Source organism: Pseudomonas sp. LB3P81, from assembly GCF_054897965.1.
The window spans coordinates 4,176,130-4,189,282 of sequence record NZ_JBUBVG010000001.1; the positions used below are offsets into that span (position 1 = coordinate 4,176,130).

A 13,153-nucleotide genomic window follows, 5' to 3' on the forward strand; every position below is an offset into this window, starting at 1 on the left:
AATAACAGGTAATACCGGTTTTACGTCTACTCAGGGAATGAGGGGCTTCCTGAGATAACCGGACAGGCCACGCTGGGGCTTAAATGCGCTATTTGCTGATGTTGCTGTTTTGCTTGCCCCTCATGGCGAGCGCAGTCGAATTCAATGAATTCACTCAAAGCCTGCCCCTGGGCCGAACCCTGCAAGTGTTCGAAGATGCCAATGGTCAGGCGACCATTGATGATGTCCGTGCACAAGCCGCTGCCGGACACTTCAAGCCCCACGATAAGGCCACCCTTAACGCCGGTTATTCGCGTTCGGTGTTCTGGCTGAAAATCGACCTGCATTACCGCCCGACCAATCCCGCTGTGCAACGGACCTGGCTGCTGGAGCTGGCTTATCCGCCCCTCGATCACCTTGATCTGTACGTGCCCGATGCTGCCGGTGCCTATCAATCGGCCCGCCAGACCGGCGATGCCTTGCCGTTCGACAGTCGCGAAATTCGCCAGAACAACTACCTGTTCAATCTGAACTTCACGGCCGATCAAACGCAAACCCTGTACCTGCGCCTGCAAAGCGAAGGGTCTATCCAGGCACCGGTCACGTTGTGGTCGAGCACTGCTTTTCTCGAAGAACAGCCGGTTCGGCTTTACGTGCTGGGCCTGATTTACGGTGTGTTGCTGGGCATGCTGGTCTACAACCTGTTCATCTACCTCAGCGTGCGCGACACCAGTTACCTCTATTACATCTTCTACATTGCCTCGTTCGGTCTCTATCAACTGTCGGTGAACGGCGCGGCTGTGCAGTATTTCTGGCCGAACAATCCCTGGTGGGCCAATGCCGCGACGCCGTTCTTCATTGGCTGCGCGGGGTTGTTCGGCAGCCAGTTCGCCCGCAGCTTCCTGCAGACGGCCACCCACAGTCGCTGGCTCGATCGCTTGCTGCTGGTGCTGATTGCGTTCGGTGCGGTGGTGGTCGGCTTGTCGTTGATGACCAGTTACGCCTTGGCCCTGCGTCTGGCGACAGCCCTGGCGTTGACGTTCACCGTGGTGATTTTCGCTGCGGGGATCTTCGCCTGGTTGCGCGGTCTGCGGGTGGCGCGTTATTTCATCATCGCCTGGTCGGCGTTTTTGCTCGGTGGCATCATCAACACGATGATGGTGTTGGGTTACCTGCCGAACGTGTTCCTGACCATGTATTCCAGTCAGATCGGCTCGGCCATCGAAGTGGCGCTGTTGTCCCTGGCCCTGGCCGACCGCATCAACGCCATGCGTGAGCAGCAGGCGCAGACGTTGTTCGATGCCGGTCAAAAGCTCGAAGTGCTCAACCAGCAACTGGCGCGCAGTAACAAACTCAAGGATGAATTCCTCGCCACGCTGACCCACGAATTGCGCACGCCCATGAACGGTGTGATCGGTTCGCTGGAGTTGATGCAAACCGTCGAGATGGACCCGGAGCTGGAGCAATACCAGCAAACGGCCGCCGGTTCGGCGCGGGACATGATGCGCATGGTCAATGGCATCCTCACGTTGACCGAATTGCAGGCCGGCAAGCTCAAGGCAAATGCGTCTACCTTCAGTTTGCGCAGCGTGGTCGATGCCCTGCGCGTGCAGTTCGAAGGCAATGCCTCGGGCAAGTCACTGGATTTCAAGGTTGATGTCACGCCGGGCCTGCAAGACCGTTTGCACGGCGACAACATCAAGTTGGCGCAATGCCTGGAATGCCTCTTGGACAACGCGATCAAGTTCACTCGAGTGGGCGGGGTGGCGTTTCGGGTCACGGGGAAACCCGTGGGACCCGACCGGCTGGCACTGTCCTTTGCGGTGATCGACACCGGCATCGGCTTCACCGATTTGGGCGAGGCGGCGCTGTATCAGCGCTTCTTCCAGCTCGACGGCTCGATGACCCGTGAATATGGCGGTCTGGGCGTCGGCCTGGCGATCTGTCGGCAACTGGTCGACTTGCTTGGCGGGCATCTGACTCACCGCTCCGAGCCCGGTCGCGGCAGTCGCTTCCAGCTCGACGTCGAGTTTGAGTTGGCCGTGGTAGAGCAAGTGACTCGGGAATTCCCGCGTCTGCGCCTGCCGCAGGACTGCACCGTGCTGCTGGTGGATGAAAACAGCATCAATCAGTTGGTGATGCGCGGCATGTTGCTCAAGCTCGGGTTCCGGGTGCGAACGGCCGACAATGGTGTGACCGCGCTGGATCTCTTGCAGCGTGAAACATTCGACGCCGTGCTGCTCGATGGTCAGTTGCCGTCGTTGGATGGCGTCTCACTTTGTTGCCAGATCCGTGCCTTGCCGGGCTGCGCGCAATTGCCGGTGTTCAAGGTTGCCCTGAGCGCTGATCGGGAGCGTTGCTCGACCGGGGCGTTGATCGACTATCTGAGCAAACCGGTGAAGTTCGAAGACTTGCAGGCTGCGCTGTATTGTCGGGTGCTCTGTCCGGAACAAGGCGAAAGCGCCGACAGTTAGGCGGATATGCCACTTTGTTCAGCCTCGGGGCAGTGATTAACTGAATTCCTTGGCTGACCAAAGGAGCCCCGTCATGAACCTGCATCAGTTCGCCGAAACCCACGAAGTCACCAATCAGCCGCCATCGCTGGACGGCACCAACCTGTATCGCATCGACCTGCCTTTGCAGGAGTGGTCGCGGCGTTTCGGGGCCGGTTGGGCCGAATCGCGGATCGACGCTTACGGCGCACTGGCCGGCGGGCCGCTGATGGAAGCGGGGTTTCTGGCCAACCAGAACAAGCCGGTGTTCAGCAGTCACGACCGTTATGGTCATCGCATTGATCTGGTGGAATTTCACCCGGCGTATCACGAACTGATGCGCTCGGCGGTCGAGCACGGTCTGACCTCCTTGCCTTGGGCGCATCCGCAGTCCGGCGCCCACGTCGCCCGGGCCTCCATGACCTACCTGCACAGCCAGGCCGAAGCCGGTAGCGGTTGCCCGCTGACCATGACTTTCGCCAGCGTCCCGGCGATGCGCCTGCAACCGGATCTGGCCGAGCAGTGGCTGCCGAAGATTCTTGCCACCGAATACGACCCGCGCAACGTCGGCATGGCGCACAAGGCCGGCGTCACCATCGGCATGGCCATGACCGAGAAACAGGGCGGCACCGACGTGCGGGCCAACACCACCAAAGCGTATCCGGTCGGTGCCAGCGGTCCGGGCCAGGCCTACGAACTGGTGGGTCACAAGTGGTTCTGTTCCGCGCCGATGTGCGATGCCTTTCTGACCCTGGCGCAGACCGACAAGGGTTTGACCTGTTTCCTGTTGCCGCGGCATCGCCCGGATGACACGCGCAATCAGTTCTACATCCAGCGCCTGAAGAACAAACTCGGCAATTGCTCCAACGCCTCCAGCGAAGTCGAGTTCCGTGGTGCACTGGCGTGGATGGTCGGCGAAGAAGGGCGCGGCGTTCCGACCATCATCGAAATGGTTGCCATGACCCGCTTCGATTGCATGGTCGGCTCAAGTTCGCTGATGCGCCAGGCATTGACCCAGGCCAGCCATCACTGCGCTCACCGTATGGTCGGCGGCAAGTTGCTCAGCGAACAACCGTTAATGCAGAACGTGCTTGCCGACCTCGCGCTGGAAAGCGAAGCGGCCCTGGCGTTGAGTCTGCGCATGGGCAAGGCGCTGGATTATCTGGAGGATGAACACGAAGCGAAGTTCGCCCGACTGGTGACAGCGGTGGGCAAATACTGGATCTGCAAGCGCGCGCCCTCAATGATTAACGAGGCTGCGGAGTGCATGGGCGGCGCGGGTTATGTCGAAGACAGCATCCTGCCGCGTTTGTACCGTGAGGCACCGGTCAATTCGACGTGGGAAGGTTCCGGCAACGTGCAATGCCTGGACGTGTTGCGGGCGCTGTCGAAAGAACCGGGTGTGCTTGATGTGCTGTTCAGCGAATTGGGCGATGGTCATGGCGACAAACGGCTGGCCGCGCACATCAGCCAACTGCAGACAGCCTTCAAGGACACCAGCGACATTCAGTATCGTGCCCGCCAGCTCACCGAAGACATTGCCTTGGGGCTGCAGGCCAAGCTGTTGCTGGAGGCCGGCAATTCGGCGGTCAGTGATGCGTTCATCGCCAGCCGCCTCGGTTCGGCTGGACGCGTGTATGGCGCATTGCCACGGGGGCTGGAGGTGGAAGCGATCGTCGCCCGCTCGACCCCGCTGCTGTAAACAACACAGAACCCCTGTAGGAGCGGGCTTGCTCGCGAATGCGGACTGTCAGCCAACATAACTGTTGAATGTTGAACCGCATTCGCGAGCAAGCCCGCTCCCACATTTGATCTGCGGTGGACTTGTCATTTGTGTAGCCACCACTGTTCCCGTGAAGCGACGATGCAGGCAAGATGAAGACCTGCAAGTCAGAACACAGGATGCTGATCGTGACCGAAGCTTTTATTGTCGTTCAAACCGCCGAGCAAGCCGTAGACCGGCTTGCGCACTTGCACAATCGTGCAACCACCGCGCTGAACCAGGCGCTCAAGCGTTACCTCAAGGATCGCATCGAACCGGACGCCGAACAGCGTGCGATGTTTCGATACCCTGAACTGCGTCTGACCTACCACTGCCAGGGCGAAGTCCCACAGACCACGCGCGCCTACGCCAAGGTTCAGTTGCCGGGGACCTACAGCGTCACCGTCACTCATCCGGCGGCTTTCCGTAAGTACTTGCTGGAACAACTTGTGCCGTTGATGCACGACTTCACCGTGACTGTGGAAGTCGGTATCAGCCAGCAGAACATTCCTTATCCATACGTGGTCGAGCAGGGCGATGAGCTGGCCGGCTCCGGCGTTACCGCTGCCGTGCTGGCGCGGGTGTTCCCGAGTACCGACCTGTCCGCCGCCACCGATGGCATCGCTGACGGTTTGTACGATTGGGAAAACACCGATCCGCTGCCGCTGGCTCTGTTCGATGCCGCGCGGGTGGATTTCTCCCTGCGCCGCCTCGTGCATTACACCGGCAGCGACTGGCGTCATGTGCAGCCGTGGATTCTGTTGACCAACTACCACCGCTACGTCGACCAGTTCATCGTCCATGGCCTGGAGCAGTTGCGCAGCGATCCGCGTTTCGTGCGTTTGGTTCTGCCGGGCAACGTCATCATCGAAAAGAGCATGGATCACGGCGAAGCCTCGGCGATTGCTGCCGGTGTGGTTTGGCACCGCTATCAGATGCCGGCCTATCACCTGATCGCCAGCGACGGTCATGGCGTGACCCTGGTGAATATCGGTGTCGGCCCATCCAACGCCAAGAACATCACCGACCATTTGGCGGTGTTGCGTCCGCATTGCTGGTTGATGATCGGTCACTGCGGCGGTTTGCGTCAGTCGCAGACCATTGGCGATTACGTATTGGCTCACGCCTACATGCGCCGCGACGGGATTCTCGACCGGGTGGTGCCGCCGAACATTCCGATTCCGGCCTTGGCCGAAGTGCAGATGGCGTTGCAGCAGGCGGCGGCCAACATCACCGGCGAGAAGGGCGACGAACTGAAAAAACGCCTGCGCACCGGCACCGTGTTGACCTACGACGACCGTAACTGGGAATTGCGTTGGGCCCAGGAACGTCCGCTGATCAACCTGTCCCGCGCCGTGGCGGTGGACATGGAAAGCGGCACCATCGCTGCGCAAGGTTATCGCTTGAGGGTGCCGTACGGCACGTTGCTCTGTGTCTCGGACAAACCGCTGCACAGCGAAATCAAGCTGCCGGGTTCGGCCAACGCCTTCTATGAGCGCGCTGTCAGCCAGCACTTGAAGATCGGTATCGAGGCGGTGGATCTGTTGCGCACCGAACTCAACTCGCTGCACTCGCGCAAACTGCGCAGCTTCGACGAGCCGCCGTTCCGGTAATAGTTGTCATGGTCATTTGGCGGTCAGGGCACTAGCATTAGCAGCCCTGACCGCTAGATGTTCCTTTGCTCATGTCTCGTCCTCAACGTCCTGTTTCTCGCCGCCCCGGCGCGAACACCCCGCCATCAGCCCCGCGCCGTGTCGCCAAAGCGCCACCGGCCGAGCCAAAGCTGATCCTGTTCAACAAACCCTTCGATGTGCTGACGCAATTCAGCGACGGCGAAGGGCGCGCGACGCTCAAGGATTACATCGAGATTCCCGGGATTTACCCGGCAGGACGGCTGGATCGCGACAGTGAAGGCTTGCTGTTGCTGACCAACGACGGCCAGCTTCAGGCGCGGATTGCCGATCCCAAACACAAACTGGCCAAGACCTATTGGGTGCAGGTGGAAGGCGATCCGAGCGCCGAGCAGTTGCAGCGTTTGCGCGACGGCGTCGAGCTGAACGACGGCATGACCTTGCCCGCTGAAGCGCGGCAGCTTGAAGAACCAGAATTGTGGCCCCGCAATCCGCCGGTACGCTTTCGCAAAAGCGTGCCGACCAGTTGGCTGGAGCTGGTGATTCGCGAGGGGCGTAACCGTCAGGTTCGGCGCATGACCGCGGCGGTCGGCTTGCCGACGTTGCGTCTGGTGCGGGTCAGAATCGGCGACTGGTCGATCGAAGGGCTCGATCAGGGCCAGTGGAAGGAAGTGCCGGCGCGCTTATAACGTGCCGGATTCGATCAGGCCGATCACCACGCTTTTGATCACGAACGCGGCCACGCCCAGACCGAGTACGAAGAACAGGATGAACGAGCCAAAGCGCCCGGCCTTGGATTTTTTCGCCAGATCCCAGACGATGAAACCCATGAAAATGATCAGAATGCTGACCAGTCCGGTCATCATCCACTCTTCGAATACTGCAGGATCCATCGGACATCTCCAGCGCGGGCGGGGCTAAAAGGCGCTGGAGTATACGGCATGGGGGAGGGGCGGAGCATTGGGCTGCGGCGGTGTGTCGCACTGTGGCGAGGGAGCTTGCTCCCGCTGGGTTGCGAAGCAGCCCCAAAATCTGCACCCGAGTTTAGCCAGACATACCGCGTTCACCGGTTTTGCGCCTGCTTCGCAGGCGAGCGGGAGCAAGTTCCCTCGCCACAATCAGCTACGCAGATGAGTCAGCGGCAGTTCGGTGCTGTTGAGCACCTGATTCAACACAAAACTCGACCGAACACTCGTCACACCTTCAATCCGCGTCAGATGCCCCAGCAGCAGTTTCTGGTAGTGATCCATGTCCGGCACCACGACCTTGAGCTGATAGTCCGCATCCATCCCCGTCACCAGACTGCATTCCAGCACTTGCGGCAAGGTGCGAATGGCGGCTTCGAAGTTCTCGAACCGCTCCGGCGTATGCCGGTCCATGCCGATCAGCACATAGGCGGTCAGGCTCAAACCGAGCATCTTGCGGTCCAGTAATGCCACTTGGCGGGAGATGTAGCCGTCATCTTCCAGTTGCTTGACCCGGCGCGAGCACGGTGACGGCGACAGGCCGATGCGTTCAGCCAGCTCCTGGTTGGAGATGTGCGCGTCGCGCTGCAATTCCGCCAAAATGCTCAGGTCGTATCGGTCGAGTTTGCTCATCAATCAGGCCTTTGTCATATCAATTGCGGCAGATTATCTATCCAGGGTTAAAAATTGCGCAAGTCATGTTTATTTGAGCAATCTTCGCAATCCTCTGCCGAGGCCTGCGGCCTATTCTTATCACCAGAATCACTGCTCGGACAAACAGTCCACAGCGGCTCGCCCGATCAGGCCAGCCGCGGCCGCCACCCCCACCGGGGATGTGCCGGCCCCCGAGCTGCACACTGTCCAGAAGACGGCGTGAGGTGAGCCGACGTCAAAAGCGTCGAGCACGGACGAAGTTCTCAAAGGGAGGCCGACGGGTCTCCCTTTTCTTTTGCCCGCAATTTAACGCCGGCCCCTCAATAAATAAGTTTCGCGACTGATAACCTGTTGCAGAACCGGCCTGTGCTTTCCCAGTCTTACGTACAAGCCCTAACCCGCAGTGAGGAAAAGCATGAAGTCGTGCATCTGGCGTTTGGCCGGTGTTGGTTTGCTGTGTATCAGTGTCACTGCGCAATCGCTGGCCGATGAACCGCAGAACCGTGGTCCCGACAACGGACAACGTGGAGATGGGCATCAGGGTAACAATCAGGGCCATGACGGCAACAATCAGCCGCCTCGGCAGAACAACGACATCATTCGCGGCGACAACAGTCGCCAGTTCGAGCACAACGGGCAGCCGCGCAATGGCGGTCAGTGGCAAAGCAATCAGCCACGAGACAATCAGCCTCGCGACTTCAACAGTCCCGTTCGGCCACCACCGCCGTCACCACAATTGCCGGCCAACGACCTGCCAATCCAGGGTCGGCCCGATACCGTGCGCCAGACCCAGCAGCCACAGCGTGGTTACTACCAGGATGTGCCGCGGCGCAATGACAACAATCAGCACTGGCAGAACAACGGCCCGCGTCCCGATGACCATCGCTGGGCCGGTCGCCCGGACGGGCACGGTAATGGTTGGGGACCAGGCCCGCAGTATCGTCCCGGTCATGTGATCGACCGCTTCCCGGACCGCGACTACCGCGTGCCCTATCGGGGGCAGGATTATTTTTACTCCGCAGGCTACTGGTATCGACCCCTAGGTCCGCGTTATGTGGTGGTGCAGCCGCCGCGCGGAATTCGCGTCGGCTACCTGCCCGATTACGCCCGTGAAGTGTGGATCGGTGGCGCGCTGTTGTTCCTCGCGGCCGGTTCGTATTACGCCTACCAGGAAAGTACTCAGGATTACATTGTGGTCGAACCACCCGTGCAACCGCAGCCGCAACCGGTCAGCAATGGTTATGACGTGGTGGCGTATCCGGCCAACGGGCAGTCGCCGGAACAGGTCAATCAGGACGGGTACGAGTGCTATCAATACGCGGTGCAGCAGAGCGGATTCGATCCGCGCACGGCCACCTATCAACCGGCCCCGTCGGTGGTGCAAGCCTACCGTCAGGCCCAGGGCAACTGCCTGAGCAGTCGCGGGTATCAGGTGAGTTTCTGATTCGTGCTGGCGGCCTTCACCACTTCTTGAGGGTCGGCGTGCACCAGCACTTCGGCTCGCGGGTAAGCGGCGTGAATCGCATCCACCGCCTGGTCGCTGATGCCGTGGGCGACTGACAGGGTCAGCTCTCCCGGCAATTCCAGGTGCAATTGCACGAACCATTGATTGCCGGAAACCCGCGTGCGCAGGTCGTGCGCCCCCAAAACCCCTGGCACGCTGCAGGCCAGTTCGAGCATGTGCTGACTGACATCCGGCGGCAGTTCTTCATCCATCAACACCGTAAAACTTTCCCGGGCAATTTGAATGGCGCTCCAGAGAATGTACGCGGCGATCCCCAATCCAAACCACGCATCCACCTGATGCCAGCCGAAGCCGGCCAGCACCAGCGCAACCAGAATGCTGCCATTGAGCAGCATGTCCGAACGGTAATGCAGGGAGTCGGCGCGCACCGCGCTGGAGCCGGTGGCCTTGACCACCCGATGCTGCAACATCAGCAGGGCCAACGTCAGCGCGAGAGAGAACACAATCACGCCGATGCTGATCCACGGCGCACCCACGGGTTCCGGATGTTTGAGCCGATCAAACGCCTGCAGGGCAATCAACACCGCACTGCCGCCAATGAACAACGCCTGCGCCATGCCCGCCAGTGATTCGGCTTTGCCGTGCCCGTAACGGTGATCCTCGTCGGCAGGGCGCAAGGCGTAATGCACCGCCAGCAGGTTGAGCAGCGACGTGACGCCGTCGAGGGCGGAATCGGTCAACCCGGCGAGCATGCTCACCGAACCGCTCAACCACCACGCGATGGCCTTGGCGACGATCAACGTGCACGCCACCGCCACCGAGGCACGGGTCGCCAGCCGCAGCAGGCGGGCGTGTTCGGAGCTGGAAATCATAGGTGCGGATATTCCTTTAAGTGCACAAATTACGCGGCAGGTTGCAGGCCGAGCATCGCCAGTTGCTGAGTGCTGCCCTTGTGTTGAATCAAGCGTGGGTCATTCAGCGGGAAGCTACGGCCCAGTTCGGTTTCAAGAATAGTCTGCAACTTGTGGGTATCGACCTTGCCGTCGGCACCGATGGCTTCCTTGAGTTTTTCCGGCGCCACGTGCGCGGTCTCGCCCGGTGCGTAGTAGATCGCGCCGGAGGCGAAGTCCACGGCAAACGCGATCAGGCCGGGGATGATGTAGAACAACAGGCCCACGGCATCCAGCGCGGCGATGGCCGGGTCAATCTTGCCTTCGATCTGCCCACGGCGATCGGGGTAGAAAATCGATCCGCAGGCGGTTATTTGGGTCAGCAGGGTCGCGACCAGTACACCGCCAATCAGGCGAAAGGGAACACGCATATGAAATCTCCTTGGTCATTTCAAAACGAAAGGGCGTCTCTATGAGTTAGGACCCTGATAAACGCCGAGCAGTTCGCCGTTATACTCGGCGCGGCAGGGCGTGCCCACAGTAAATTGCGGCCGCGTCTCACCCCTTCCTGGAATAGTTGAGTACTGAAGTTGTTTTTTCCAGATCGACCACGCGTAACGGCTGATGAATTTTATGGGGGTTCGGCCCTCCGGGCTGAAGCTGTGGACGCGCCATGCTGCGTTGCGGAACTTGGTAAGGAAACGACCCTTACCTGCGTCCCGCGCCTTGCCTGGCACGCCCACAGCTTCAACGCGACTCGCAATTTACTGTGGGCACGCCCTGTGGAGCCAGCATGATTTCTTTGCCGATTGATGAAGTTTTACCCGCCCTGCGTGAAGCCTTGGCTACACGCCACGAAGCCGTGCTCGAAGCACCGCCCGGCGCCGGTAAAACCACCCGGGTGCCATTGGCTTTGCTCAACGAGCCGTGGCTGGCCGGGCAGACCATTTTGATGCTCGAACCGCGCCGGTTGGCTGCACGTGCGGCGGCGGAACGTCTGGCCAGTGAACTGGGCGAAAAAGTCGGTGAAACCGTTGGCTATCGCATTCGGCTCGATAGCAAAGTCGGCCCCAAGACCCGTATCGAAGTGGTCACCGAAGGCATTCTCACCCGACGCTTGCAGGACGACCCGGCGCTGGAAGGCGTCGGCTTGCTGATCTTCGACGAATTTCACGAACGCAGTCTTGATGCCGATCTGGCATTGGCCCTGAGCCTGAATGGACGGGAGCTGTTTCGCGACGATCAACCGCTGAAAATCCTGTTGATGTCGGCCACGCTGGAAGGCGAACGCCTGGCCGGGTTGCTCGATGACGCGCCGATCCTGCGCAGTGAAGGGCGCATGTACCCGGTGGCGATGCGCTGGGGGCGGCCGTTCCAGCCCGGCGAATTCATCGAGCCGCGTCTGGTGCAGACGATTCTCGAAGCCTTGAACGACGAAACCGGCAGCCTTCTGGTGTTCCTGCCGGGGCAAGCGGAAATCCGCCGGGTGCATCAACAACTGGCCGATTCGCTGGGCGAGAGCACGCAGATTTTGCTTTGTCCGTTGCACGGTGAACTGGACCTCGCCGCGCAACGCGCTGCGATCGATCCGGCCCCGACCGGAAAACGCAAAGTCGTGTTGGCGACCAACATCGCCGAGACCAGCCTGACCATCGACGGCGTGCGCGTGGTGATCGATGCCGGGCTGGCGCGAGTGCCGCGTTTCGATCCGGGCAGCGGCATGACCCGCCTAGACACGCAACGCATCTCCCGCGCCAGCGCCACTCAGCGCGCCGGTCGGGCAGGGCGCCTGGAGCCGGGCGTGTGTTATCGCTTGTGGTCGCAGGATCAGCACGAACAACTGGCGGCCTACGCCAGTGCGGAGATTCTTTCGGCGGATCTTGCTGGTCTGGCCTTGCAACTCGGACGTTGGGGCGTGACACCGATGCAGTTGGTGTGGCTGGATGTTCCGCCGGCAGCGGCTTATGCCCAGGCTCAGGACTTGCTTGATCGACTGGGAGCGCTGGACGGTGGGTCGCTGACCCGTCACGGTCAGGCCATGGCCGAGTTGCCGGCGCATCCGCGCATCGCCCATTTGCTGCTGCGCGGGCAGGCGCTCGGCTTGGCGGAGATGGCGTGCGATGTCGCGGCGTTGCTCGGTGAGCGGGATATCTTGCGTGGTGTCGGCGCCGATCTGCACAGTCGGTTGGTGCTCTTGTCCGGTGAGGAGCGTGCTGCGCGCGGTGCTCAGGGCGGCGTGCAACGGGCGCGACAACTGGCGCGTCAATATCGCGGTTATCTGCGTGGCAAGGCGTCGGAGCCGGTCGGCGATCCGGATCATCCACGCTGGCTCGGCGCCTTGCTGGCGCTGGCCTATCCAGACCGTGTGGCGCAGCAGCGTCGTGCCGGTGGCGCGGAGTATCGCCTGGCCAACGGTCGCGCGGCGCTGTTCGCCGAAGCCGACAGTTTGATGAAACAGTCGTGGCTGGTGATCGCCGATCTCGGCAGTCGTCAGGGGCAGCGTGAGGAACGGATTTATCTGGCGGCGGATTTCGATCCGGCGTTGTTCGATTCGGTGCTGGCCGAGCAGGTTCGCGTGGTCGATCAGCTGGATTGGGATGAGCGCGAAGGCGTGTTGCGCGCCGAGCGTCAGCGTAAGGTCGGGGAGCTGATCCTCAGCCGTGAACCGTTGACCGGGCTGGATGAAACCGCGCGCAGCCAGGCGTTGGTGAACCTGGTGCGGCGCAAAGGGCTGGAGCTGTTGCCGTGGACGCCGGAGTTGCGTCAGTGGCAGGCGCGGGTTGCGCTGTTGCGGCAGCTGGATCTGGGTAGCAAGAGTGAGAGTGAGTGGCCGGATGTGAGTGATGCTGCGCTGCTCAAAAGCCTTGAGCACTGGTTGATGCCGTATCTGGGGAAGGTCTCGCGGCTCAGTCATTTTGCCAATCTCGATTTGTCGAGCATCGTTCATAACCTGCTGCCGTGGCCGTTGCCGCAACGGCTGGATGAACTGGCGCCGCATCATTTAAGTGTGCCGTCGGGGTCGTCGATTCGTCTGGACTATAGCGAACAGCCGCCGATTCTGGCGGTGCGCTTGCAGGAGTTGTTCGGGCTGGCCGAAACGCCGCGCATCGCCGGCGGGCGGCAGGTGGTGAAGCTGCATCTATTGTCACCGGCACGGCGGCCGGTGCAAGTGACGCAGGATCTGGCGAACTTCTGGCGCAGCACGTATGCCGAGGTGAAGAAGGATTTGAAGGGGCGGTATCCGAAGCATTATTGGCCGGATGATCCCTTGGTGGCTGAGGCTACGGCGCGGATCAAACCCCGTAAGTAACCCCT

10 protein-coding genes are annotated in these 13,153 nt (G+C 60.9%); 6 read left to right on the plus strand and 4 right to left on the minus strand.

All coding sequences use genetic code 11. The features are described from left to right. Positions 1-83 precede the first annotated feature (83 nt). The 4 genes from ACYZTL_RS19310 (at position 84) to ACYZTL_RS19325 (ending at position 6,553) form a co-directional block, all read left to right on the plus strand. Complete coding sequence (locus ACYZTL_RS19310) at positions 84-2,453, plus strand: 7TM diverse intracellular signaling domain-containing protein (protein ID WP_461953094.1); 2,370 nt, start codon at positions 84-86, stop codon at positions 2,451-2,453. 73 nt (positions 2,454-2,526) lie between these two features. Beyond that, positions 2,527-4,173 (plus strand): acyl-CoA dehydrogenase family protein, encoded by a 1,647-nt coding sequence (locus ACYZTL_RS19315; RefSeq protein WP_461953095.1) that lies wholly within the window; start codon positions 2,527-2,529, stop codon positions 4,171-4,173. Positions 4,174-4,346: 173 nt separating this feature from the next. Beyond that, positions 4,347-5,846: an AMP nucleosidase gene (gene amn, locus ACYZTL_RS19320; protein ID WP_461953096.1), complete on the plus strand. Its 1,500-nt coding sequence runs from the start codon at positions 4,347-4,349 to the stop codon at positions 5,844-5,846. Positions 5,847-5,917: 71 nt separating this feature from the next. Continuing rightward, entirely contained in the window at positions 5,918-6,553 is a 636-nt protein-coding gene (locus ACYZTL_RS19325; protein ID WP_461953097.1) for a pseudouridine synthase, read from the plus strand. Here ACYZTL_RS19325 and ACYZTL_RS19330 read toward each other — a convergent pair. Together ACYZTL_RS19330 and ACYZTL_RS19335 are read right to left on the minus strand one after the other, a co-directional pair. After that, positions 6,548-6,757: a DUF2788 domain-containing protein gene (locus ACYZTL_RS19330; protein ID WP_007937369.1), complete on the minus strand. Its 210-nt coding sequence runs from the start codon at positions 6,755-6,757 to the stop codon at positions 6,548-6,550. The genes ACYZTL_RS19325 and ACYZTL_RS19330 overlap by 6 nt on opposite strands. A 225-nt stretch (positions 6,758-6,982) precedes the next feature. Beyond that, complete coding sequence (locus tag ACYZTL_RS19335; protein ID WP_461953098.1) at positions 6,983-7,462, minus strand: Lrp/AsnC family transcriptional regulator; 480 nt, start codon at positions 7,460-7,462, stop codon at positions 6,983-6,985. A 436-nt stretch (positions 7,463-7,898) separates the two neighbouring features. Here ACYZTL_RS19335 and ACYZTL_RS19340 point away from each other — a divergent pair, with 436 nt between their 5' ends. Further along, positions 7,899-8,927 carry a DUF6515 family protein gene (locus ACYZTL_RS19340; protein WP_461953099.1) on the plus strand — a complete coding sequence of 343 codons (1,029 nt, stop codon included), beginning with the start codon at positions 7,899-7,901 and terminating at the stop codon, positions 8,925-8,927. On the opposite strand, the gene ACYZTL_RS19345 is transcribed toward ACYZTL_RS19340, so the two are convergent. Then, a complete protein-coding gene (locus ACYZTL_RS19345; RefSeq protein ID WP_461953100.1) occupies positions 8,912-9,820 on the minus strand; it encodes a cation diffusion facilitator family transporter in 909 nt (302 codons plus the stop codon). The two genes, ACYZTL_RS19340 and ACYZTL_RS19345, sit on opposite strands and share 16 nt — an antisense overlap. Positions 9,821-9,849: 29 nt before the next feature. Further along, entirely contained in the window at positions 9,850-10,269 is a 420-nt protein-coding gene (locus tag ACYZTL_RS19350) for a polyribonucleotide nucleotidyltransferase (protein WP_461953101.1), read from the minus strand. A gap of 362 nt (positions 10,270-10,631) precedes the next feature. Here ACYZTL_RS19350 and hrpB point away from each other — a divergent pair, with 362 nt between their 5' ends. After that, positions 10,632-13,148, plus strand: a complete 2,517-nt coding sequence (gene hrpB / locus ACYZTL_RS19355) for an ATP-dependent helicase HrpB (protein ID WP_461953102.1) — start codon at positions 10,632-10,634, stop codon at positions 13,146-13,148. Positions 13,149-13,153: the final 5 nt, after the last annotated feature.